Annotated in this window: 25 protein-coding genes; 12 read left to right on the top strand and 13 right to left on the bottom strand. The window is 57.1% G+C overall.

Annotation, left to right across the window (positions count from 1 at the left end; all coding sequences use genetic code 11):
* The first annotated feature begins 83 nt into the window (after positions 1 to 83).
* The 3 genes from COMA2_RS09050 (at position 84) to COMA2_RS09040 (ending at position 1,875) form a co-directional block, all read left to right on the top strand.
* Positions 84 to 281: a hypothetical protein gene (locus COMA2_RS09050; RefSeq protein ID WP_090896798.1), complete on the top strand. Its 198-nt coding sequence runs from the start codon at positions 84 to 86 to the stop codon at positions 279 to 281.
* 151 nt (positions 282 to 432) lie between these two features.
* Positions 433 to 768, top strand: a complete 336-nt coding sequence (locus tag COMA2_RS09045) for a hypothetical protein (RefSeq protein WP_090896795.1) — start codon at positions 433 to 435, stop codon at positions 766 to 768.
* Between the two features lie 189 nt (positions 769 to 957).
* Positions 958 to 1,875 carry a GGDEF domain-containing response regulator gene (locus tag COMA2_RS09040; protein WP_090896794.1) on the top strand — a complete coding sequence of 306 codons (918 nt, stop codon included), beginning with the start codon at positions 958 to 960 and terminating at the stop codon, positions 1,873 to 1,875.
* A gap of 41 nt (positions 1,876 to 1,916) precedes the next feature.
* On the opposite strand, the gene COMA2_RS09035 is transcribed toward COMA2_RS09040, so the two are convergent.
* Positions 1,917 to 2,711 carry a right-handed parallel beta-helix repeat-containing protein gene (locus COMA2_RS09035; RefSeq protein WP_090896791.1) on the bottom strand — a complete coding sequence of 265 codons (795 nt, stop codon included), beginning with the start codon at positions 2,709 to 2,711 and terminating at the stop codon, positions 1,917 to 1,919.
* Between the two features lie 266 nt (positions 2,712 to 2,977).
* Between COMA2_RS09035 and ybgF the strand changes: the two genes are divergently transcribed.
* Entirely contained in the window at positions 2,978 to 3,469 is a 492-nt protein-coding gene (gene ybgF, locus COMA2_RS09030) for a tol-pal system protein YbgF (RefSeq protein WP_175304487.1), read from the top strand.
* A 36-nt stretch (positions 3,470 to 3,505) separates the two neighbouring features.
* On the opposite strand, the gene COMA2_RS09025 is transcribed toward ybgF, so the two are convergent.
* Together COMA2_RS09025 and COMA2_RS09020 are read right to left on the bottom strand one after the other, a co-directional pair.
* Complete coding sequence (locus COMA2_RS09025; RefSeq protein WP_090896786.1) at positions 3,506 to 4,009, bottom strand: DUF2726 domain-containing protein; 504 nt, start codon at positions 4,007 to 4,009, stop codon at positions 3,506 to 3,508.
* Positions 4,006 to 5,205 (bottom strand): anhydro-N-acetylmuramic acid kinase, encoded by a 1,200-nt coding sequence (locus COMA2_RS09020; RefSeq protein ID WP_090896783.1) that lies wholly within the window; start codon positions 5,203 to 5,205, stop codon positions 4,006 to 4,008. Before COMA2_RS09020 ends, COMA2_RS09025 begins: the two co-directional genes overlap by 4 nt.
* 165 nt (positions 5,206 to 5,370) lie before the next feature.
* On the opposite strand from COMA2_RS09020, the gene COMA2_RS09015 reads away from it, so the two are divergent.
* From COMA2_RS09015 to COMA2_RS09005, 3 genes are read left to right on the top strand one after another with little or no spacing between them, the layout of a single operon-like run.
* A complete protein-coding gene (locus COMA2_RS09015) occupies positions 5,371 to 6,303 on the top strand; it encodes a metal ABC transporter substrate-binding protein (protein WP_175304486.1) in 933 nt (310 codons plus the stop codon).
* Between the two features lie 39 nt (positions 6,304 to 6,342).
* Complete coding sequence (locus COMA2_RS09010; protein ID WP_175304485.1) at positions 6,343 to 7,134, top strand: metal ABC transporter ATP-binding protein; 792 nt, start codon at positions 6,343 to 6,345, stop codon at positions 7,132 to 7,134.
* A gap of 16 nt (positions 7,135 to 7,150) precedes the next feature.
* Positions 7,151 to 7,981 (top strand): metal ABC transporter permease, encoded by an 831-nt coding sequence (locus tag COMA2_RS09005; RefSeq protein WP_090896776.1) that lies wholly within the window; start codon positions 7,151 to 7,153, stop codon positions 7,979 to 7,981.
* A 53-nt stretch (positions 7,982 to 8,034) separates the two neighbouring features.
* On the opposite strand, the gene COMA2_RS09000 is transcribed toward COMA2_RS09005, so the two are convergent.
* The gene (locus tag COMA2_RS09000; RefSeq protein ID WP_090896774.1) at positions 8,035 to 8,688 is read right to left on the bottom strand and encodes an outer membrane beta-barrel protein; all 654 of its coding nucleotides are present in this window, start codon (positions 8,686 to 8,688) and stop codon (positions 8,035 to 8,037) included.
* A 266-nt stretch (positions 8,689 to 8,954) separates the two neighbouring features.
* Here COMA2_RS09000 and COMA2_RS08995 point away from each other — a divergent pair, with 266 nt between their 5' ends.
* Positions 8,955 to 9,584 carry an outer membrane beta-barrel protein gene (locus COMA2_RS08995; protein ID WP_175304484.1) on the top strand — a complete coding sequence of 210 codons (630 nt, stop codon included), beginning with the start codon at positions 8,955 to 8,957 and terminating at the stop codon, positions 9,582 to 9,584.
* 364 nt (positions 9,585 to 9,948) lie between these two features.
* Here COMA2_RS08995 and COMA2_RS08990 read toward each other — a convergent pair whose 3' ends face one another.
* From COMA2_RS08990 to atpH, 8 genes are all read right to left on the bottom strand, one after another.
* Positions 9,949 to 10,380 (bottom strand): GNAT family N-acetyltransferase, encoded by a 432-nt coding sequence (locus COMA2_RS08990; RefSeq protein ID WP_090896768.1) that lies wholly within the window; start codon positions 10,378 to 10,380, stop codon positions 9,949 to 9,951.
* 317 nt (positions 10,381 to 10,697) lie between these two features.
* Positions 10,698 to 11,120 (bottom strand): hypothetical protein, encoded by a 423-nt coding sequence (locus COMA2_RS08980; protein ID WP_090896762.1) that lies wholly within the window; start codon positions 11,118 to 11,120, stop codon positions 10,698 to 10,700.
* Entirely contained in the window at positions 11,114 to 12,118 is a 1,005-nt protein-coding gene (locus COMA2_RS08975; protein ID WP_090896759.1) for an RluA family pseudouridine synthase, read from the bottom strand. Before COMA2_RS08975 ends, COMA2_RS08980 begins: the two co-directional genes overlap by 7 nt.
* A gap of 133 nt (positions 12,119 to 12,251) precedes the next feature.
* Entirely contained in the window at positions 12,252 to 12,674 is a 423-nt protein-coding gene (locus tag COMA2_RS08970) for a F0F1 ATP synthase subunit epsilon (protein ID WP_090896757.1), read from the bottom strand.
* A gap of 173 nt (positions 12,675 to 12,847) precedes the next feature.
* On the bottom strand, positions 12,848 to 14,293 hold the full coding sequence (gene atpD / locus COMA2_RS08965; RefSeq protein WP_090896756.1) for a F0F1 ATP synthase subunit beta: 1,446 nt from the start codon (positions 14,291 to 14,293) through the stop codon (positions 12,848 to 12,850).
* A 30-nt stretch (positions 14,294 to 14,323) separates the two neighbouring features.
* The gene (gene atpG, locus COMA2_RS08960) at positions 14,324 to 15,202 is read right to left on the bottom strand and encodes an ATP synthase F1 subunit gamma (RefSeq protein ID WP_090896753.1); all 879 of its coding nucleotides are present in this window, start codon (positions 15,200 to 15,202) and stop codon (positions 14,324 to 14,326) included.
* A gap of 108 nt (positions 15,203 to 15,310) precedes the next feature.
* On the bottom strand, positions 15,311 to 16,831 hold the full coding sequence (atpA, locus tag COMA2_RS08955; RefSeq protein ID WP_090896750.1) for a F0F1 ATP synthase subunit alpha: 1,521 nt from the start codon (positions 16,829 to 16,831) through the stop codon (positions 15,311 to 15,313).
* Between the two features lie 9 nt (positions 16,832 to 16,840).
* Entirely contained in the window at positions 16,841 to 17,380 is a 540-nt protein-coding gene (atpH, locus tag COMA2_RS08950; RefSeq protein WP_090896748.1) for an ATP synthase F1 subunit delta, read from the bottom strand.
* 251 nt (positions 17,381 to 17,631) lie between these two features.
* Between atpH and COMA2_RS08945 the strand changes: the two genes are divergently transcribed.
* The 4 genes from COMA2_RS08945 (at position 17,632) to COMA2_RS08930 (ending at position 21,380) form a co-directional block, all read left to right on the top strand.
* Positions 17,632 to 18,714, top strand: coding sequence for a HEAT repeat domain-containing protein (locus tag COMA2_RS08945; RefSeq protein WP_090896746.1), 1,083 nt, complete (start codon positions 17,632 to 17,634; stop codon positions 18,712 to 18,714).
* 219 nt (positions 18,715 to 18,933) lie between these two features.
* Complete coding sequence (locus COMA2_RS08940; protein WP_090896743.1) at positions 18,934 to 20,220, top strand: DUF2130 domain-containing protein; 1,287 nt, start codon at positions 18,934 to 18,936, stop codon at positions 20,218 to 20,220.
* A gap of 529 nt (positions 20,221 to 20,749) precedes the next feature.
* Complete coding sequence (locus tag COMA2_RS08935) at positions 20,750 to 21,082, top strand: type II toxin-antitoxin system RelE/ParE family toxin (RefSeq protein WP_175304483.1); 333 nt, start codon at positions 20,750 to 20,752, stop codon at positions 21,080 to 21,082.
* A complete protein-coding gene (locus COMA2_RS08930) occupies positions 21,069 to 21,380 on the top strand; it encodes an XRE family transcriptional regulator (protein WP_090896737.1) in 312 nt (103 codons plus the stop codon). Before COMA2_RS08935 ends, COMA2_RS08930 begins: the two co-directional genes overlap by 14 nt.
* 106 nt (positions 21,381 to 21,486) lie before the next feature.
* On the opposite strand, the gene COMA2_RS08925 is transcribed toward COMA2_RS08930, so the two are convergent.
* Positions 21,487 to 22,740, bottom strand: a complete 1,254-nt coding sequence (locus COMA2_RS08925; RefSeq protein ID WP_090896733.1) for a class I SAM-dependent methyltransferase — start codon at positions 22,738 to 22,740, stop codon at positions 21,487 to 21,489.
* Positions 22,741 to 22,745 lie beyond the last annotated feature (5 nt).

Below are 22,745 nucleotides of genomic sequence, written 5' to 3'. Positions count from 1 at the left end.
CACAAAACTCTTCGTTGCTTTTGAGGCATGGGAACTTGGTGTATGCTCACCCCTCGTTGACGACTGGGAAAGAGGGCAACGTTATGCACTTTGTCCGAATCGGAAACCGTGCGTTCAATCTGGATCTGATCTCTCACTGCGAGGTACAGGTCTGGCATGATGCGATGTCGGTCAAGATCTATATGACAGGGGCAGCCAATAACACGCCGGTGGTCCTGAACGAGGAGGAAGCCAAACAGTTGTGGAAGTACATCGAATACGTCGCGGAGAAGCCGGTCTGATTCGGCCGATGTTCGAAGACCGCGCGCGGTCATCTTCGCCGAGCTGTTCAGGCGATATCGCTCAGTCGATTGAGAGGGGGTGTTCGTGTTATGGTTTAGGTGATGTAATCGGTGCGCCCGTGGACAAACCCGCTGCATGGGAGCGATTCACATGAGTCGGAAAAGAGTGCTCGGTCGACTTGGCGGTGTTCTGTGCGTCGTGCTCTCGATGACAGGATGCGCAAGCGAATTCTCCGTCCTCAGCGCATCGGGTGAGCCGCTCTTGATTTCGCGTCGAGGTTACTCACCAAGTGAATGCACTGAGAAGGTAAAGGACGACGCCGTCCGCATGGGTGTCACCTTGCGATATATTCACATTCGTGGCACCGCCGTCGGCCGTTCGATGCTCTGGCCCTTCGAAGCGGGGTATGCCTGTGAGGCCGCGATCGGCCCAGAACAGGGTCCCATCGGCTCGTACCCGGGCCGTCCTCGCGTCCGCGGTTTGTGATCGAATCTCTCGCCGTATCTTTTCTTCGCTTCAGTCATTCGACGACAACGGAAGAACCGATTGCGCCGGCGCGCGTATTCCTGCGCGATACTTCGGTAAATCACTTGTTGAATCAGTGTCTTTAGCTATACTTATCTCATGCGTAAAAAGGGGTAGTTGGCTAGACGACCGGCTTACGCCCGGAGCGCGATGATCAAGATCTTACTAGTCGAAGACAACGACGTCGATGCGCGCCTCACTCAAGATATTCTGGCGGAATGGGGCATGGAAGAATTCGATATCATCCATGTGACCCGTCTGAGTGACGCGGTCACGCACCTGGCTCGCGCGCGTTTTGACGCCGTTCTTCTCGACCTGTCGCTTCCCGACGGGTACGGGCTCTCGACCGTGCGTCAAATGCACGCCGCGAATCCGACAATCGCCATCATCGTGCTGAGTGGGCTCAATGACCAAACGCTTGCGTTACAAGCTGTTCAGAATGGGGCGCAGGATTACCTCGTCAAGGGACAGGGGCAGTCGGAGCTGTTGGCTCGCTCAATCCGCTATGCCATCGAGCGAAAACGGGCTGAAGAGCGGCTGACCTACCAGGCCCAATATGATCAGCTGACAGGCCTTGTGAATCGCACATTGTTTCGTGATCGCCTTATCCAAGCCATGGCGCGTAGTAAACGGCTCCAACAGCCTCTCGGTCTCATGCTGCTCGATCTGGATCAATTCAAACCCGTGAACGATACCATGGGTCACAATGTCGGTGATCAGCTGTTAAAGTCCGTCGCTGAGCGGCTTCAAGAATGTGTGCGCGAAGTGGACACGGTCGCCCGCATGGGCGGAGATGAGTTCACGATTATCCTTGAAGGCTTGACGTGCGAAGAGGATATCACGCTTGTCGCGCAGCGAATCACCACGTCATTGGCGGAACCGTTCCACCTTGGGGAACACAAGGCGGTGATCGGCGTCAGTATCGGCATTACCGTCTATCCGACCGATGACCACGAAGTCGATGAGCTGTTGAAGCATGCCGATGCCGCCATGTATCGGGCCAAACAACAAGGGGGAAGTTCTTTTCAGTTTCACATTCCCGCCGATTCGCCTTCCTCGCCCGCGTAAGCCCACATTCATCGACCCTTCGGCAGAGCTCGAGGCTGCTCTCACCGACCGATCTGAGCCAGTGGTTGATCGGTGATTGAATAGGCGCCGATCAGATTCAGTTCGAGTCGATTCATCGTGGGAAGCGTCGCCGGCGCCGGGTTGGGATGTGAATCGGGCGTCAGGAGAATCCCCCAGTGCTGGTTGTTCCGGCAGACATTATCGACAATGAGCCCTTCGGCCTGTTGGAACAAGAGCATGCCGCTCAGCATATTGTCTTCACAGAGATTCCGCACCAGTTCCGGACGGCTGCCCGGGTCTCGGACGGCGATGCCGAAATGGTGATTCTCGACGCAACGATTATCGGCCACCCGAGGTTGAGCGCCGGCAAACACGAAAATGCCGGACTCCCGATTGCGGCACACTTCATTGTCGGTGAAGGCGACCCGACATTCAGGGCCATACAACACGACGCCCGACAAAATTCCTTCCATCGCTCGGCACTGCGTGATGATGCAGGTGGAGTTGAGGATGTTGAGCGCCGAATGTTGATCGCTACCGACATAGCGGAACGTGATGCCGGTAATCCACCCTTCCGGCACCTCTTGTAGATACAACGGCCCGCTACGCCGGGAGAAGATTTGGACGCGATCTCGCCCGGCGCCGACTAACCGCACCGGTCGCTGAGTGATCACAAGCTTATCCTCATAGATCCCGGGACGGACATAGACTTGGTCGGATTCACCGGCATCCTTCAGCGCGGCACTGGGAATCGGATAACAGCGAGGATCAACGGGATCGACAACCAATGTTCGTCCACCCAAGGGGTTGGCCGGAATGTCCTCTTCGCTCACCATGTCCCCTTCGCGAGATGGAGATTGATTCTTGATGGAGTTAGCGCGAGCGGAAAATCATTTGCGCGACAAGTAAGAGACCTGAACCACATTGTACGAAACTGTGTCTTCATTCACACGCCTTTGAAACCCCCTCGAGGCGAACGGCTTGGGTGATCGGGAAAAATCTTGTTTTTTCAACGTTTCTCGTTCGTGGATGGTTAGGGGTCTGGCATACCGATTGCGTAGATAAGCCCCTTGTCTGCAGTATGAGACGAGGGAGGCCTGGCATGCACCAGAAATGTATTGGAATTCTCCTGCTCCTAGTCATGTTCTTCTCGGTTGGCCCGTCCCTCGCTGCCCCCACTCAGCGGCAAGATACGACCCGTCGATTATACGATCGCATCATGGATGAATTTAAGCACCGCGACTATAAAGCAGCTATGGCAGGTTTCCAACTTTTCGTCGAGCTGCACAGCGAGTCCGCCTTGGCAGCCAACGCGCAATATTGGATCGGCGAATGCCAATATCGGATGGGGCGATATCGAGACGCCCTCAAGTCATTCTATGATGTCGTATCAAATTACCCGCTCAGCCCGAAATCGGCGGCTTCCACGTTGAAGCTCGGTCAGACGTACACGAAACTGGGTGATTATGAGACGGCGCGGCTGATGTTCGACCGAGTCGTGGACCAATACCCGGATAGCTCGGAGGCAGAAGTCGCTCGCAAAGCTATCGAGCCGACCTCAAGTCCCGAAGACCCGGCGAATCCATCGCCGTAGCAATCCGCGCGTTTGCTTGGCGCGACTCGCCTTCCGTCACTCCTCTGCAGTGATCCCCAATCGAGCGGTCAGATCAGGCAATGTGTGGTGCTTCTTGGGCTGCAACCTGGTCAGTTTGATCCCCGCCGCGTCGAGCACCGACTCGATGACCTGCTGCCGATCGTCATGATGAGGATGGGAAGATCGCTCGATTTGCACCACCCATTCAACGCGGCACGACCCGGGATGGACTAAGGCAAAATCGACTCGCTTGAGTGCAATCTCCCTCAAAAGATCGGAACGCACCTTTGCCTCCGCCTCAACGTCGACAAAGGACCAGAGCGGCACCTGACTGAAGACGAGGTAGCGTTCTTGGACAGCCATTTGCAGGAGGCTATACAACGCGATTTCTTCTTCCTCAAGCAATCGGGTAGACTCGATCGTGACGCCGGAAGGAACGGCAAACGGGGTTGTCCGCTTCTTTCTCCGTCGTGTCCTCCTCAGATAACGCCAAAGCATGATGATCCCCGCGATGACCGCCCCGACCAGAAGAAGTTTCATTTCTTTTTGCGTCCGCCTTTACACAATCGTAGCCGTTCATACCACTGCGGGCCGCTTGGGACGATGCAACCCAATAATCTCGGGAATGCCGCCCCTGTCACCGACGGCACGTTCCCGCATTGTTCCGTCACGGTCTGATAGGCCAGAACGGCAAACGCCACCGATTCCAGCGCCTTACTGTCCCACCCGTGAGACTCAAATGACGTGACCGGCACCGGAGCGAAAATGTCCGTTAAATGTCCCATGATCGCCCGGTTCCGAACCCCGCCCCCCCCCACGATCACGTCATCGATTCCTCCCTTGATCCACCGCCTGGCCGTCCCGACCGCTTCGGCGGTCCAGCGGCTACACGTCGCCAGAAGATCTTCAACCGATAACCGACGCGTGTGTTGCCAATTGAGCAGTTCGTCCAACATCTTCGCTCCGAAGGCTTCTCGGCCGGTCGATTTTGGCGGCGCCTGAGACAGATACGGATGGGCGAGAAGTTTGGCGAGCAATCGTGAATCAACTTGGCCTTTGGCCGCCAAACGCCCTTCGCGGTCCATCGAGGCCCGCCCATTCGTGATGCGAGACATGAGCCCATCGAGCACCATATTTGCCGGACCCGTGTCAAACGCGGCAAGCTCCGCGGAGCTTGATCCCCGGGGAAGATAGGTCACGTTGCTGATGCCCCCGAGATTCACGATCAGCCTCGCGCGGCGCGGGTGGCGAAACAGCAACGCATGCGCCCCCGGCGTCAGCGGCGCTCCCTGCCCGCCGGCCGCGATATCGCGCGGACGAAAATCGGCCACTGTCGTAATCCCGGTACGTTCAGCGATGACGGCCGGCTCGGCGATTTGCAGTGTCGAACGGATGGCGCCGACGCCGGTATCTTTGATGCCATGCGGCAGATGGTGCACGGTTTGGCCATGAGATCCGATCAGATCCACGTCCTCCGGCGACCATTGAGCCGACCGAATGACTCCTAAGGCGGCGTCGGCGAACCATTCACCTAAGAGCGCATTCAGATGGCAAATATCCGTCACCGTTCCGGATACCGAGGCTGAGAGAATGCGTTGCTGCAACGAGCGCGGATAGGAAAGCGAATGAAACGCGACCATCTCGACGTTGAGACCGGTTTTCTGGCGGATGATGGTCACCAGGGCGGCGTCGACTCCGTCGGCCGAGGTTCCTGACATCAATCCAACGACGTTCATCTCCGATATCCTTTCACAATCGCGCAACTACCGAGCGGCTTACGAGGGTCCTACGCTAATCGATCTTTCGTGTACGGTCAAGGAGACGAATGGACAGGGCCTATGAGCGGTAGGGCCTCAGGACGTCGTTGACACCGCCATAGGCGGATGGTACCGTCCCCGCCGATGTTTCCTGTCAATCATGTACGGAAAGCGCCTGCCTTCGTTCTCTTCGTCCTGCTAGTCGGTTTCTTCCCCCTTTTCAGCACCATGACGGAGGCCCGCGACCCGATTCCTATCGTGGTCACGATTCCCGTCCTGAAAGATTTGGCGGAGCAAGTCGGCGGCCCCCACGTCCGAGTCACATCGTTATTGAGCGGCTATGAAAACGAGCATACTTATTCACCCAAGCCCACCGATCTGATCGCCGTCCGGAAGGCCAGACTGTTGTTGGAGATCGGCATGGGACTGGAGGTGTGGGTTTCATCCCTGGTGAAGAATGCGGGAGGGCGATCGTTGCGCGTGATCACAACCTCTCACGGAGTGGAGCTGATTCGAGATGAGACTGAGGATTCCGACGGGGCGCATCACAAAGACACTCACGGAAATCCCCATATTTGGCTGGATCCTGAGAATGTGGCCATCATGCTGCGCCACATCACCGACGCCCTCATCGAAGTGGATCCAGGTCATGCGGCTGAATTCGAACGTAACCACGCGGCCTACCTCCGACAGCTGAGTCAGTTGCAACAGGAACTGTCCGCGCGTACGCAGCGGCTCTCCGACCGACGTTTCATCGCCCATCATCCGGCGTGGCCGTATTTGGCGAAGCGATTCAACCTTGACATTGTCGGCACCATCCATCTGCAGTCCGGCACGGAACCATCCGCCCTCCATCTGCAATCGCTCATCCAGAAGATGAGGCGGGACAATATCAAAGTCGTCGCATCCGAAGTCCAGCTGAGTCAGCGCATCCCGGAACTCCTCGCAAGAGAGACCAAGGCCCGCATCGTCGTGTTGACGACCCTGCCCGGCGGGCTGGCTGGAACGGCAACCTACCTCGACATGCTACGCTACAATGTGCTCCAATTGGCCGTCGCATTGGAAACGACCTCGTAGTCGTTTCCATCACGACCACTGAAAGGAGCGGCAGATTCCGTGTCTGATCCCCGCGAGCCGATCATCCGCTTTGACCATGCCTCCTTTGGATTTCCTGGGCTCATCGCGCTCAAGGACATTTCGCTGGATATTTATGAAGGTGAGTTCGTCGGGGTCATCGGCCCAAACGGATCAGGCAAAACAACGTTGTGTCGCGCCGTACTGGGCCTCCTCGCTCCCGTGGAAGGACATCTCCATATCTTCGACTGTGCCTGCGACGAACTCCGCTGCCACCATCGCGCGAAGATCGGCTACCTCCCGCAGAAAGGGGTCGTCGATCGGAACTTTCCGGTGACGGTCCTCGAAACCGTGATGATGGGCCGTTATGGAGCGCTGGGCCTGTTCAAGCGGCCTGGAAGGAAGGACCGAGACATCGCCCTGGAGGCCCTCGCGCAGGTCGGCATGGATTCTCATAGGGATGATGCCCTTGGGCAACTGTCCGGTGGTCAACAACAGCGCGTCTTTATTGCGAGGGCCCTCGCACAGCAGCCCAAGGTCTTACTATTGGATGAGCCGACAACCGGTCTGGATATGACCGCTCAACACAATCTCATCGAGCTCGTGCAACAGCTGCATGACGAACTCAAATTGACCGTCCTCTTGATTACTCATGATATTAATATGATTCGTTCGCGGGTCAATCGATTGGTTCTTCTCAAAACCAGACTCTTCGCCGCCGCCCCCCCCACAGAGGTCCTCAAGCCGGAGATTCTTCACCAGGTATACGGCAAAGACTTGGTGATTACGGAGAAAGATCTCGTCATCGTCGAAGATTACCACCATCACCATTAAGAACGGACTTCAGGAAATGTTGGACCTCCTCGCCTACGATTTCATGCAACGTTCCCTCCTCGCCGCCGCGATGGTCGGGGGGCTCTGCTCCGTCATCGGGGTGTTCGTCGTCCTGCGGGGACTGGCGTTCGTGGGAGCAGGGACGTCCCACGCGGCGTTTGCAGGTGTGGCACTCGGCTACTTAATAGGATGGCCGCCCTTGTTGCTGGCCATTGTGTTCGGCCTTGCGACGGTCTGGATTACCGGCTGGGTCGAAGAACGTGGCAGGATGAAACTGGATGTTTCGATCGGCATTCTCTATACCACGACGATGGCACTGGGTATTCTCTTCATTGGGTTGATGAAAAGCTACAACGCCGAGGTATATGGATACTTATTCGGCAGCGTTCTCTCGGTCACCCCTGAGGAACTGAGTATCATCGGCGCATTGACCGTCCTCGTGTTAGGCCTCCTGCTGCTGTTCTCGAAAGAACTCTATTTCATCGCCTTCGACCAAGAGATGGCCGAAGCGTCCGGCATACCCGCGCGCCAGGTCTTTTTTCTCCTCTTGACGTTGGTCGCCTTGACGGTGGTGGTCTCCCTCAAAACGGTCGGCGCCATCTTGGTATTTGCCATGATCCTGATTCCGGCCTCGACCGCCTACCAACTCACGCATAGCCTTGCAACACTGACTCTGTACTCCGCAACGATCGGGATATTCACCTCGATTGCCGGTGTCTTGATTTCCGCGCTGTGGGATGTGCCTTCAGGGCCGGCCATCGTGCTCTTAGCTACCACTATATTTTTCATCGCGGTCTTCTTCTCGCCAAAACGCGTGAGGCGCACCAGGCTCGTTCATACGCATTAGGCGGCTTGCCTCGTTCGTCCCTCCTTGCCGCTCCTCCTTTGCACATCCCCAGCTCAAAAGGTATGCCGGACACCGAAGAGCAAACCCATGGTGGAAGCATCACCACCCGATGGATGGTTCCGTTTCCAGACCGCCTCGACATTGAACATCATGCCGCTTGGGGCGTTCGGGAACCAGTTGGTGGCGGCATAGTCGAGACCGCCGCCGAGCCGCCAGGCGAACGTATCCGAGACGTTCTTTGTGTTGATGTTGACCCCGATCCCGGTGGTCAGATAGGGAATGAGGTTCCCAAAATGTCCGGGGCGATACTCTAAGTTAACGGGCAGAAGCGTGACCGTATTGACTGATCCGGTTCCCGGGTCAACCCCATGATTTTGCCATTCGAGCATCATTCCGACACGGAACCATCTGTTGAGCCCGTACATGCCTTGGAAATTGAGGAGCGGCCCAACGGTCGATAGGCCTGAACTTTGGGTGGTGAAACTCGGCCCCACTCGAAACCCGGCGGTGATTTTACCCTCTTCTGCCATCCCTTCGTGAACCCAGCTCAAATCGGTGGTTTTGGCGGCACCGATCGCGAGGCCGGGCATCTTCCCTTCATCCTCCATTGGTCCGTGGACCCAGATCAAATTGGCGGCTTCGGCGGTCCCGGTCATGAGGCTGAAGACGAGAGCGACAACGGCCAAGTGGTGGCTGATCCTATGCATAACCCCTCCTGTGTGGCAAAACATTCTGGACGGTGCACTGTAACTGAGCCCCCATTCCGCTTGCAATCGTGCGGAAGGATTCTTGAGCATGCGCCAACCGACTTCGTGATACCCTCGGCACTCACGGCCTAGATCTTCTTCTGAAACCAAAGTTTCTTCTGGTTCATCGACAGCAAGTCAGTTCGTGCATGACGGGGCTGAAGTGTGCGATCATACTGAATCAGCGCTGCGCCTGGTCATCTCACCGTAGGAGAGGGAGGTCATTCATGCGTAAGGGGTCGTTCAAAGCGCGATCGATCGGAGTACTGCTCGCTGTCTCCACTATCCTATTTGCACTTCCATCACCCGTTCCGGCCGAAGAGTTCGGCGGGACTGAACCGGGCCAATGGATGCTCGGCTTTCGTGTGGGTTTCGCTCCTCTGACTCAACAGCTCTCGGACAATACCTCAACATCGATCGGCCCCCTGGTCAATTTTCAAGGGCTGTATAGCCTCAATACGTGGCTTTTGGTCGGAATGATGCTTGAGTGGGAGCGACATGGTGTGAGCCTGGAGAGGCCGGAGGCGGATCTCGGCCATCAAGACACCGTATCGGTGCTGCCGACCCTGGAAATACGACCGGTCAAATTAGGCCAGGTTATCCCCTATGTGAATATGAGCTTTGGCGTGAATGTGAACAGTTTCGGCGAGGATACGGCTGGTCGCATCAGCCCGAGCAATACCTTTGCCTGGCGACTCGGGTGGGGAGCGGACTACAAGCTCAGTGAACGGTTCGCGCTCAATGCAGAATGGGCGTACAAACGAAACGACGGCCATACGACCGGCACCGGCGGACGGAACGATGACTGGAATGCATCCTCGTTTGGCTTTCTATTCGGAGGAAAGATGTTCTTCTAGACACATGCCAGCTCAAGCGTGAGAGGTTACACCACTCATACTTGGCGAGGGTACCAACCCTGTCGTTGAAGGATACCGGCTCACTATCAATACGGGTTTGGCGATAAAACACCGTCGTCACAACGTGTCTCATAATCATTCCCCCGCTTGAGGGTTTGGCACGTTTGCCCCAATGGGCCTTTTTGCACGGGGCCAACAATCTCCGGACATCCGAGTGTTTTCTGAGTCATCCAAGAACACTCAACTCCCCTTCCAGGAACCTGACTGTGCGGATTCCCATTTTTGTCATGAGTGGCAGGAAAACACCCGGCGGTTGTGGCGGACAAGAGGAAAAGTACTAAATTAAGGATGCGCATACTCGGCATCACTCCATGCGGGCTTGCTTGCTTCGACTCCACACCAGCCCTATCTGTTCTTTCGAGCTGAAGCCTAGTTTTTCATAAAAACCCGGTCGTCGGGTGCAAAGCCAAAAGAGCTCCACCCGCTCGAGTCGTGGATGCTTCAGGATGCGTTGAACGATCTCGGTTCCCACGCCTTGTCCCTGATATGCCCTGTCGACGATCACATCCCAGATCGTTGCGCGATAGATAAAGTCGGTGAGGACTCGACCGAACCCGATGAGACGCTCCCCATCCCAAGCACAGAGCGTCAAATCTGTATGGAGGAGCATGGCCTTCGCGTCTTCGAGCGACCGGCCCTTGGCCCAGGGGGCTTGGTGGAATAGCCCAAGGAGCTGGGACGCGTCAGGGGGCTCGCATTGGGAGTAGGTGACAGCGGACTTGAGGGTTGGAGGCATCTTATACTAGAGTATCCCCCGAATGGTCTTGGAGTGTACGAGGAAACCGATGTCAACGCAAGTCCGAACCTGTCCAAAGTGCTTCCAGCTGATGTGGCTGAAGGCGGATGAGTACGAAGTGCTCGACGAGGAAACCGTTCGAGCGAAGTGCCCCCACTGTGGTAGCGCGGCTCGCTTCAAACTCGTCACTGTTGGAGCGAACGCGTTAGGGCCCAAGATGGGCCATTGATCGCGTCGCTGAGTTTTGATCGTCGTGTCGGAGGTGGACTGCCTCTGAAAAGCTCATGGCGAGCCGCTCAGAAGCCACCAGAACGGTATTACAGGCCTCCTCCCGCGCCATCCAATTCCGGCCGATTGCCGGGAAGTATCTTGTGCAATACGGCGCGGTATTCGTTGAGTCGCTTTTCGTCCATCCGCCCGGCCTCGATTTCTTGATCCCGCCGCATTCGCTCCAAGTGATCCAAGACGGAGAGCAATGGCTGAACGGCCCCAAGAAGGTTTCCGATTTCAAACGCTTCCAGCGATGACACGAAGGGTTCATTCAGAGCCTTGTACGGAGTCCCAGCGCTCTGGCTTCGAACACGAGATACGATGGTTTCATATCCCTCAACCGCCTCGAAGGAAGGTTTGACGGCCGATGGCACGGCGCTCAAGTGGACAATAGGCGGAAGTTTGGCGGCATAGGACTTGATGTGAGACGTCAATCCTCCCACGGCATCAAGGACTTCGCCGGTCAGCATCTATCCTCCGCAACATGGCTATCAGCGAGTGGTCCAGGTGACTTCTTCTCTCCAGGGAGGCCGAGCTGTTCGAGCGCAGACATCACTTTTCCCATATCGCTCGGCACCGACCTTGTGAAGTCCTCCGCCTGACCGGTCGCCGGATGGGTAAAGCCGAGGGTTCTGGCATGGAGCATGACCCGGGGAATCTCCACTCCATCGACCGTACAGACCTTCCGCCCGCCGTACGTGTGATCTCCCAGAATGGGATGTCCCAATGAAGTGAGGTGAACCCGAAGCTGATGCGTTCTCCCTGTTCGCGGGTACAGCAACACATGGGCCGCCACTTTGCCATACCGGCGGTCCACCACATACTCGGTCACGGATTCCTTGGGACTGGTCGTTCTCGATGAAAAGGTCTTGCGGTCTTTGACGTCTCGACCGATCGCCAGTTCGATCATTCCTCGGCCTTTCTTGGGCACGCCCCAGACCAATGCCTCATAGACGCGGGTGATGGTATGGAGCTTGAACTGCGCCGCGAGGGCACGATGGGCCGTATCAGTTTTGGCGATCACCATGACGCCGGACGTTTCCTTGTCCAGTCGATGCACGAGGCCGGGTCGCTCTTTCCCCCCGATGGCCGAAATCGATCCCCCCGACGTTTGGAAATGATGGAGCAGCGCGTTGACCAGCGTGCCGGTCCAATTCCCCGGGGCAGGATGCACAACGATGCCGGATGGTTTTTCCAACACCAGCAGGGATTCGTCTTCGAACAGGACTTCCAGCGGGATCGCCTCTCCCTTGATCGAGAGCGGCTCAGGCTTGGGGACATCCATGGTGATCCGATCGCCGGGCTTGATCTTGTGGCTCGGTTTCACGATCTGATCGTTGATGCGGATACGTCCCAGCTCGATCAGACGCTGCAACGCCGACCGCGAAATGTCTCGTTCTCGATTGACGAGAAAGAGGTCGAGTCGCTTGGGTTGCTCCCCGGATGTGACCAGAAACTCCGTAATCATGGATTTTACGCTACTGTGGAGGAGAGGCTGATTTCAAATGAGATGAAGCGGCTCAGAGCGTCGTATTGTCGTAGGGGCAGGCCAGCGACTGAACGTAGTGGGCCTGGCAAAGAGCGAGGGCGAGTCGGCCGCACTAGGCGTGGCCGGTCTTTCTTGTACGTTCCGCAATCTTTTTGCGGAGCCGAGCCTTTTCCAGGCTGACCTGCGCGTCTTTCACTTCGGACGGCAAGCCGCCCGCTTGAAGACGTCGCTCCGCTTCAGCGACTTTGGCGGTGGCCCGTTCCACATCAATGTCTTCGGCCTGCTCCGCAATTTCAGCCATGATGGTGACTTTGGTGGGGGTGACTTCGGCAAAGCCCCACAGCACGGCCATGGAATGCGTGTGATTATCAACACGGTACCGAAGTTCGCCGATGCGAAGGGTCGAGAGGAAATGACAGTGCCCCGGGAGCACGCCAAACTCTCCTTCAGACCCAGGGGCAATGACTTCATCCACCTGCTGACTCAGCAGCTGCTTCTCCGGCGTCACGACTTCTAAGAGAATCTTCCCCGCCATCTTCTTTCCTCAGTCTTCCTTCACCGCCAACAGGCGGGCAATCGAGCGCCCTCTACTGCGCGCGACATCTCACCCACCCACCTCTCGACGCGCCAAGACGCGTCGTTCCCCAGTGAGGTCTTTTGAGACCGCGCGTCGCGCGAGCAAGGAGGACGCTCGGTTCGCCCGACTACCTAAACTTTTACGCCCATCTTCTCGGCTTTCGCCAGAGCTTCTTCGATCGGGCCGACCATGTAGAACGCCTGCTCCGGCAGATGGTCATATTTGCCTTCCAGAATCTCCTTGAAACTGCGGACCGTATCTTTCAGCTTCACGTACTTGCCGGGAGCCCCAGTGAAGGCTTCGGCCACGTGGAACGGCTGCGAGAGGAAGCGCTGAATCTTTCTGGCGCGCGCCACGGCCATCTTATCGTCTTCCGACAATTCGTCCATACCAAGAATGGCGATGATATCTTGGAGGTCCTTGTAACGCTGGAGGACGGATTGTACGCCGCGCGCAATTTTGTAGTGCTCTTCCCCGATGACTTGCGGATCAAGAATACGCGACGTTGAGTCTAACGGATCGACGGCCGGATAGATGCCCAGCTCCGCTAACGACCGTGAGAGCACGGTGGTCGCGTCCAAGTGGGCAAACGCCGTGGCCGGCGCCGGATCGGTCAAGTCGTCGGCCGGCACATAGATCGCCTGCACCGATGTGATCGATCCACGCTTGGTCGAGGTAATACGCTCTTGTAACGCGCCCATTTCCGTCGAGAGATTCGGCTGATATCCGACGGCCGACGGCATGCGCCCGAGCAATGCGGAGACTTCGGAACCAGCCTGGGTGAATCGGAAGATATTGTCCACGAACAGCAGCACGTCCTGGTTTTCTTCGTCACGGAAGAATTCGGCGACGGCCAAGCCGGTCAACGCGACCCGAAGACGGGCTCCGGGCGGCTCGTTCATCTGGCCGTACACCAGCGCGGCTTTGGACTTCGAAAAGTCGTCCGGGTCGATGACCTTCGACTCCTGCATTTCGTGCCAGAGGTCGTTGCCTTCACGGGTCCGCTCGCCGACGCCGGCGAACACGGAGAAGCCGCCGTGGTGCAAGGCGATGTTGTTGATCAGTTCCATGATGATGACGGTCTTGCCGACACCGGCGCCGCCGAATAGTCCCACCTTGCCGCCTTTGCTGTACGGCTCAAGCAGATCGACCACCTTGATACCGGTCTCTAAAACTTCGGTCCTGGTTTCCTGGTCTTCCAGCTTCGGAGCGGGGCGGTGAATGGGATACGCCTTCTTTGCCTTGATCGGACCCCGCTCATCGACCGGCTCGCCGAGCACGTTGATGAGGCGTCCGAGGGTTTCCCGGCCGACCGGGACGGATATCGGGGCTCCGGTATCCTGCACATCCATTCCGCGCGTGAGACCATCGGTCGTGGACATCGCGATGCTGCGGACTCGGTTTTCGCCCAGGTGAGACGCAACCTCAAGAGTGATCCGAATGGCAGGGGTACCCGCCTCCTTGTTCTCTTCCTGGGTGACTTTGAGCGCATTGTAGATATTCGGCAGTCGGCCGGGAGGGAACTCGACGTCCACCACCGGTCCGATGACCTGGATGACTTTGCCTGTTGCAGCCACGGAATGCTCCTTTCGACGAAACGGGGTCGGCTATTTCAGCGCTTCGGCGCCGCCGACGATATCCATCAGTTCTTTCGTAATCGCAGCCTGTCTGGTCTTGTTGTAATACAGCGTGACTTTCTTGATGAGTTGGCCGGCGTTGCGCGTCGCCCCATCCATGGCGGCCATGCGGGCGCCGTGTTCAGCGGCCGCGGACTCCAATAAAATCCGGTACGCCTGTACCTGGAAATGTTTCGGCACCAAGGCGCTCAGCAGCGCCGCTTCATCCGGCTCGTACAGATAACTGCCGCTGGTCGGTCCTTCCGCTTGCGCGACACCGAACTCAACCTGCGCATCCACGGGGAACAGCTTTTCGATGATCACGCGTTGTTGAATGGCGGACTTAAATTCGTTGTACACGACGTACAGTTCGTCAAACGTGCCTTTCACGAAACCATCCGTCAGATCTCCGCCGATGTCGATCGCATGCTCGAAACTCAACTTATCGAAGATGCCGGTCCACTCTTGACGGATCGGCCAGTTCCGCCGTCGAAAATAGTCGCGGCCTTTGCGACCGATGAGGCTCAAATGGACTTGTACGCCTCGCGCTTCGCACTGCCGGACGAATTCCGAGCTTTTGCGAACGATGATGCCGTTGAAACCGCCGCACAACCCACGGTCGCTCGTGACGACGAGCACCTCGATCTTCCTTCCTTCGCGCTTCTGCAGAAGCGGATGAGAAGACCGGTTCACGCGCTGGCTCAGGTTACTCAGCACCCCGCGCATTTTATGGGCATAGGGCCGCGCGGCAAGAATGCGGTCTTGCGACCGCTTGAGTTTCGCCGCGGCCACCATCTTCATGGCCTTGGTGATCTTCTGGGTATTCTTAAACGCCGCGATCTTGCGGCGCAAACTTTGTAAGCTTGGCATGTATGTACTTCAGATCAATGGTCAATAGTCACTGGTCATTGTGACGGAGCAACTTGAAGCCGCCTTCATTCGCCCAATGACGAATGACCGCTGACCAATGACATGGCTTTACGCTTTCGCTCCGTACCCCATCTTCTGCTTGAAAGTCGTGATGATCTCTTTCACGCGACCGCCGACCTTGTCGTCGATCTTGCCGATGGTGGTGACTTCTTTTTTCAGCTCCGCGTGGTTCTGCTGGATATAGTGGAGCAGATCGCTCTCGAACTGCTGCACCTTGTCGACCGGCACATCGTCGAGGAAACCTTGCGTCCCGGCATAAATCGAGAGGACCTGGTCGGCCACCGGCATCGGTTTGTACTGCCCCTGCTTCAACAGCTCGACCATGCGGACGCCGCGAGCCAGCTGCATCTGCGTCGCCTTGTCGAGTTCGCTGCCGAACTGGGCGAACGCCGCCATTTCGCGATATTGCGCGAGGTCCAAACGGAGCGTACCGGCCACCTGCTTCATGGTTTTGATCTGCGCGGATCCTCCGACCCGGGAGACCGACAGACCGACATTGATCGCCGGGCGGATACCGGAGTAAAAGAGATCGCTGCCCAAATAGATCTGTCCGTCCGTGATTGAAATGACGTTCGTCGGGATGTAGGCCGACACGTCGCCGGCCTGGGTTTCGATAATCGGCAACGCCGTGAGACTGCCGCCGCCGAGCTTGTCGCTCAATTTTGCCGCGCGTTCGAGCAGGCGGGAGTGCAGATAAAAGACATCGCCCGGATAGGCTTCGCGGCCCGGCGGTCTGCGGAGCAACAAGGAGAGCTCACGATAGGCGACCGCGTGCTTGGATAGATCGTCATAGACAATCAACGCATGCTTGCCGTTGTCGCGGAAATACTCGCCGATCGCGGCGCCAGAAAATGGCGCCAGAAACTGCATCGGCGCAGGGTCGCTGGCGCTGGCCGAGACCACTATGCTGTATTCCATCGCATGGTTTTCTTCAAGGGTCTTGACGACGCGCGCGACGGTCGACCGCTTTTGGCCGATGGCGACGTAGATACAGAACACGTTCAGGCCCTTTTGATTGATGATCGTATCGACGGCGATTGCGGTCTTGCCGGTCTGACGATCGCCGATGATCAATTCGCGCTGTCCGCGTCCGATGGGGATCATGGCATCGATGGCCTTGATGCCGGTCTGCAATGGCTCCCGAACCGATTGGCGGGTATTGACGCCAGGGGCGACCATTTCGATGCGCGAAGACAGTGAGGACTTGATGGCTCCCTTGCCGTCGATCGGCTGGCCGATCGCGTTCACCACACGGCCGATCAACGCGTCACCCACCGGAATTTCCGCGATGCGGCCGGTGCGCTTGACAGGATCACCTTCCTTGACGCCGACGGAGTCGCCCATCAACACGGCCCCGACATTGTCTTCTTCAAGATTCAGCGCGATGCCGGACAGGCCGCCCGGGAACTCCAGCATTTCGCCGGCCATGGCTCCGTCGAGGCCATAGACCTTGGCGATGCCGTCGCCGACCTGGATGACGGATCCCGTTTCCTTGACATCGACCTGCTTGTCGAAGCCTTTGATCTTTTCTTTGATGATCGCACTGATTTCTTCTGCCCTGATCTGCATGGCTACTCCTTATTCTCGCGTCAACAGGACTTGCAAGTCGCGCAAGCGACCTTGGACGGTGCTGTCGACCACCTTGCTGCCGATGTGAATCTGCAAGCCGGCGAGGTGACTGGCATCGGTCTGAAATGTGACATCGACGTCGCGCTTCAGCGTGTCACGGAGGCGCGTCCTGATTCGATCTTGTTCCGCCGACGGAAGAGCCGTCGCGGAGGACACGGTCACCGGCTGCGTCCGTTTTAATTGATCAACCAATTTGCCGAAAGCGTCGGCGATTTCCGGCAGAAAGCCCACCCGATTCTTCTTCACTAATTGGCCCAGAAACGCTCGACCGGCAGGAGGGCATCCCAGCTTGTCGCCAAGCGCGGTCAGAACGGCAATTTTCTCCTCCACCCCGAACGCAGGCGAGGCCACCACATGGCGAAGCTGGGCGGACTCCTTCATGGCCTGACCAAGGTCGGTGAGTGTCCCACGTGTGGCTTCGATAGTTGAGTGATCGAGGAGCTCGAAGAGGGCTTGTGCGTAACGTCGCGCAACTGTTGTCTTAATCACCGTTTAACATCCACATGCGTTATTTGGACAAACCTACAAGATTTCGTGCGAGGCACGAAGCAGAGCTGCAAGAATTAGCATTGAGACCCCTGAGCTGTCAATACGCTACGGACACGGGCGGGCAAGATCTCGTCAACACAGTCGGGCGAGGAATACGGTGTATACTGGAAGTCGATCGGTGGCATCTATGTCCGGTTCCTCAAGAGATTCCACCTACGCCTGAACTCGATACCAGCGGGCTGAGGTGAACCATGCGAACACGATTGGTTTCATCGACCCTCGCGCTTTCTCTCGTGCTGAGCCTGATGCACTCATCCGCCTCCGCGTACCGTGAATATTTCACCCCGGAGCAAAAGAATCGGCTGGAAACGATTCAGACCGTGTTGGTTGAGGTCATCACCATCACGGATCAGGGCGGAATGGATGCCGGCGCCTTGGTCGATCTCGTCGCGCAACGTCTGGACGAAGCCGCGTACGCGGCCGTTCGAGATCCGGCTACCCCGCATGATGTCGTCTTGCGGGTGAAATGCGAGCAACATAAAACGTGGGAAGGCACGACGGCAACGGGAGGAGATGCCGACCTGCCCGACGCTCCATCACGCCTCTGGAAGGGGCCTGCCTGCCAGCTCACCTACCTGCTCGGCGGGATGAAAATCAAGTGGCAGAAAGAGGTGCGCACGGAGTTCGAAGACGCCGTGGCGGCGGCACAGGCGGCCCACGTCGCCGATCCCGGCCTGTATGCGATGACCAAGTTGCAGGAAGCGCTCGCCACGTACGATTTTCCGCTCCTCCTCGCGGCGGAATGGGGCCATGCCGACCGGCTCCTCAAGATGCTCGATTCCTTGAATGTCAGCCAGGCCCGAAAAATCAAAATCATGTCATTGCTTGGCGAGATGCAGGCTGACGAAGCCCTGCCAAAGTTGAAAGAAGCGCTGAAAGATCGAGATCTGGCCAAACAGGCGATTCTCTCCATGGGCAATCTCGGCAAAGACGGCATTCCGTTGCTCGTCGACATGATGAATTCCTCGCCTCAGCCGGAAGTTCAAGCGGCTGCCGCCAAAGGGCTGGGGCGGATCGGAGGAATCAATGGCGATGCATCCGTGGTGCCCCCGTTGCTGGCAAAGCTCCAGGACACAAAAACAGATTGGGCGGTTCTGACGGAGGTAGCCTGGGCGCTCGGCAAAATTCCCGACAAGCGATCGATCCAACCGCTTTATGACTTAGATAAGAAGCTGCAGGCCATTCGCGATCCCGACAACGTGACGCTCAAGAAGCTCAAGGAAGCCGTCTTCTGGTCGATCAAACAGTGTGACACGTGGGATCAATATAGCTGAAGGGAGGCGGCGGACCAGTCTGGTCGTCCTCCTGCTCAAGGAGCGCGCACGATAAGTATGTGCCCGTTCGACGCGCGCAAGCGAGGATCGACTGTGCTCATGCAACACGCAGTCGCAGACTCCCCCTGCCCCATGACCCTATTCTGGACTGTTGATTTATTCACTCCTTGAGCGTAGGAATTGCCCCGATAGATACTCCGGCATTACCGAGATTTCTCTATGTCAGAACCCACCATTACCTGTCCAAATTGCAAGACTGAAATCAAGTTAACTGAATCCCTCGCCGCTCCCTTGATCGAGTCAACTCGTCGCGACTACGAGAAGCGGCTGGCGCTGAAAGATACGGACATTGCGAGGAAAGAAGAGTCTTTGCGTGAGCGAGAAGCCGCTGTTTCAAAAGCCTCGCAAGCGATCGACGATCAGGTTGCCGAGAAGATCCTGGTTGAACGAGCGAAGATTGTTAGCGAGGAATCCAAGAAGGCGAAACTTGCCCTGCAGACCGATATCGACCAGAAAGCACGAGAACTGGCTGAGCTTCAGGAAGTCCTCACTCAACGAGACGTCAAACTCGCTGAGGCTCAGAAGGCACAGGCCGATCTCATCCGACAAAAACGTGAGCTGGACGATGCCAAGCGTGAGCTAGAACTCACGGTCGAAAAACGCGTCCAAGATGGGCTTTCTATCACCCGTGAGCAGGCCAAGAAGGAGGCCGAAGAAGGGCTCAAGCTCAAGGTGATGGAGAAGGAGCAAACCATCGCCTCCATGCAGACCCAGATCGAAGAGCTTAAGCGCAGGGCCGAACAGGGATCGCAGCAACTCCAGGGCGAAGTCCAGGAACTCGAGCTGGAAGCGGTGCTTAGAGGAAAGTTCCCGAGAGACACGATCGAACCGGTCCCCAAAGGCGAATTCGGCGGGGATGCACTCCAGCGGGTCATGGGACCTCTCGGTCAGGTCTGTGGAACCATCTTATGGGAATCCAAGCGAACCAAGAATTGGAGCGACGGCTGGTTGGTCAAACTCCGTGACGATCAGCGAACGGCGAAAGCAGACATTGCTATCATCGTTAGTCAGACTCTTCCCAAAGACGTTGAGTCTTTTGATCTGGTCGCTGGGATTTGGGTGACGAACGCAAAGTCGGTATTCTCCTTGGCAGTCGCTCTCCGCCATTCCTTAATCGAACTCGCCTCAGCTCGACAGGCACTTGATGGCCAACAGACCAAGACCGAAATGGTCTATCAGTATCTCACCGGCCCACGGTTCCGCCATCGAGTCGAAGCCATCGTCGAGGCGTTCTCCTCGATGCAGGAAGATCTGGACAGAGAAAAGAAGGCCATAACCAAGCAGTGGGCGAAGCGGGAAGAGCAGATTGAGCGCGTGATGGGCGCTACGGTAGGCATGTACGGTGATTTACAAGCGATTGCCGGAAAATCGCTCCAAGAAATAGAGGGGCTCGAACTAGGAGCATTGGAGTCCAAAGAGCCAATCCAACAATTGCTCCCTGAGTAAAGAATCAACGGTGATGCGTCGGTGGTGCTGCCGTTGCTGGAAAAGGTTCAAGATTCAAAGACGGACTGGACCGTCCTGACGGAGGCGCATGGACGCTTGGGGAAATCCCGGATAAGCGTGCCATACAGCCCCTCTACGATCTGACAAGAAGCTACAAGCCATCCATGTCCTGACAATCTGACGCTCAAGAAGCTGAAGGAAGCGGTCTTTGAGGCGATCAAACAATGCGATACGTGGGATCAATTCCGCTAAGCCTTCCTGCTACAATTTCTCCAATAGTGGGATGCCACCTCATCCAATTGCGTTGCGCGCATCTGCATGTTGCGTCAGCTCCTGATGTGACGCTCTGTCCGTGAGCTTGGTAACAGTGCTTACCGTCGTCTGGTACTACGAAAGCATTTTAGATAATTTGCGTTCATTTATTATGCCTGTCCCCGTTTTACAACCCGTGCCTTCCATTTAACGGCAACTCCACCGATCGTGGCACCACCCTCTTGCCAATGTCCTGAGTTTGAGACATACTCCGCATGTGAAGTTGATCACCTTTCATCCGAAAGCCCTGGCATTTATCCGAGACCAGTCGCCGACGCTCAAGCGGGAAATCGGTGAGGCACTTCGGGATCTGCAGAAAGGCATCAGCATTGGCCTCCCGCTCAGCAGACCAATGCCTTCAGTCGCGGCAGGAGCATTTGAGCTCAGAGTGCGAAGCGCGACAACGACAGCGCGAGTATTCTACTTTATTAAACTGGCCGACACGATTCTGGTGTTTCATGGCTTTCAGAAGAAGACGCAGAAGACACCAGCCCACAAACTTGCACTCGGCCAACGGCGTTTACAGGAGATGGTAGATGGCATCGGCTAGAACCAGCAAACGAGTGACGGTACGGACAGCTGAAGATATGGGGCATGCGCTGGGTTTGTCAGCGGCGGATACTGCTGAAATGGAATTTCGATCGGAACTCACCGTCGCCCTGGCCAGGATCATTCAAGCCGGGCGGCTGACCCATGCAGCGATTGCAAAGGGCGCAGGCACCTCGAGAACGCGGGTGACGGCGATTGCGAATGGGAATACCCACGGGGTCTCGACCGATGTGCTGATTCGAGTCCTGGCCGCAACCGGTCATCGGGCAGAAGTCCGGGTCAAAAAGGCAGCAGCCTAATCCGAACCAAGCACAAACATTATTGAGCGAACAGCGCCCCCTCAGGTGCCAAGTCAAGCAACGACCTCGCTTCCCGATTCCTTTCCTTTCCCCAATGAGATGTGCGTCATCCGGCGGGCTTCGTAAACGAAAGGACGACTTCGCGGCGCATCCGGACTTCGATGGATGACGATGTAGCACCGCGTTTCGGAGGCGGCATGTATCTACGGTTCGCGGGCAGTGTCCGCGAGTGCCGAGACTCGAGCGTCAGCCCATTCTCTTGGGCAACTGCGGCGACAATCGCCGAGTTACGAATGAATGTGCCCCGCACAGTCGAATCGCCAACCACATAGACGGCTCGTCCACCCGCCTTCAGAACGCGAGACACTTCCGCGAGCGCTCCGCCCATATCATGCGCGTAGCGGGCTAGCAGCCCCCGGTCATGATCAGAGAGCTTCTTTGCCAGGCCCAGTTGCTTGATGAGAACTTGCACCCACGGAGTGTCCATCGCCGCTTCGGATGACGCCTCCGCCCCGACACTGTCTCCGCGAATCTCCCGAAGGCGATCAACGTTGTACCCCATCCACACCAGCGAGAACTTGCTGCATCGCATATAGTCGATGGCGTTCAGATACGGGGGTGAAGTCAAGACTAAGTCGATCGAACCCGTCGCAATATCGAGGCGACGAGCGTCACCCCGCTTTACAACGGACACTGGTCCCACCGGAGTTCCGTTCCGCCGGGGACAGACCACGGTCTCAACCGCCGAAAGGAACTTGGAGAACGGCTTGACAGGAGCGCGGTCGAACTCCTTATGAGGACGGCTATGAGACAGGTCCATCGCCAACGACGCGCCAGAACTCTTTGTGATTATGAGCCGCGAAAATCCGCACCAAAGAACATCGCGCACCCTGTCATCATGGACGCGTCCAATGGCAGCGGAGAGCGCAGTCAACTGCCGACGGGCGTAGTCGTCGAACCAATACCGTATGAACTTCCGAGTTGGCACGTCACTACCCTCAGGGTACGCTTGCCCAGTGGTCAATGGGGCGAACGCTGAGTATGCGCGATCGAGAACTTCGGCAGCTTTATCGCTGACGGCCTGCGCATCGACGGTGCGGGTCCAGACACCGGCAAGAAGCACGGCCAACGGATCGAGATCCACGCCAATCGCGTGATGACCATTCGCCCGCGCGACGGCCAGCACCGTTCCCGATCCGGCCATCGGATCGAGCACTCGCAGCCGATTCTTGCTCTTACCGAGAGCTTCGAGAGCGATGCCGGCGGCCATGCGCGAAGGGAATGGATGAACGGGGCCTCGTCCCAGGATATCGGCGACTGTCTTCGTGTGCGAACGGATCATCGTTGCGATCGCTTTCACCGTTA

It is taken from the genome of Candidatus Nitrospira nitrificans, assembly GCF_001458775.1.
Taxonomy (GTDB): Bacteria; Nitrospirota; Nitrospiria; order Nitrospirales; family Nitrospiraceae; genus Nitrospira_D; species Nitrospira_D nitrificans.
Note: the sequence above shows the minus strand (reverse complement) of the source record. Positions and strands in the feature narration are given on the sequence as shown.